Genomic DNA, 789 nt, shown 5'->3' with positions numbered 1-789 from the left:
TATTCATGGTTGCGGGTATCTACTTCATGAAACAGCTTCTGCTGTTCATCTTCACCAAAATCCTGCTTGGTATTCGTTCAAAAACTCTGCTTTCGCTTGCATTCTGTTTCGCAGCCGCGTTTTTGTCAGCATTCTTAGATGCGTTGACAGTAATCGCTGTTGTCATCAGCGTAGCAGTTGGTTTCTACTCGATTTACCACAAAGTTGCTTCAGGTAACCCAATTGGCGATCACGACCATACTCAAGACGACACCATCACAGAACTGACTCGTGATGACCTTGAAAACTATCGTGCATTCCTACGTTCGCTGCTTATGCACGCTGGTGTGGGTACCGCGCTGGGCGGCGTAACAACGATGGTTGGTGAACCTCAAAACCTTATCATTGCAGACCAAGCGGGTTGGTTATTTGGTGAATTCCTAATCCGTATGTCTCCTGTGACGTTACCAGTATTTATCTGTGGTCTTATTACCTGTGCATTGGTTGAGAAGCTAAAAGTATTTGGTTACGGCGCACAACTGCCTGATAACGTACGTCAAATCCTTGTGGACTTTGACCGCGAAGAACGTAAGACACGTACCAACCAAGACGTCGCAAAACTGTGGGTACAAGGTATTATCGCCGTTTGGCTGATTGTCGCGTTAGCGCTTCACTTAGCAGCCGTTGGCCTGATTGGTCTGTCTGTCATTATCCTAGCAACGTCATTTACTGGCGTCATTGAAGAGCACTCAATGGGCAAAGCATTTGAAGAGGCTCTGCCTTTCACAGCCCTACTCGCGGTGTTCTTCT

At 46.9% G+C, this 789-nt stretch carries 1 protein-coding gene; it reads left to right on the top strand.

Annotated elements, in window-relative coordinates:
* Positions 1-789, top strand: a 789-nt coding sequence (locus tag R7O13_RS26125; protein WP_412125729.1) for an SLC13 family permease, incomplete at both ends; no start/stop codon positions are given.

Source organism: Vibrio sp. Y176 (assembly GCF_033438945.1).
The sequence above is the reverse complement of the archived record's forward strand: the minus strand, read 5'-3'. Positions and strand labels throughout refer to the sequence as shown.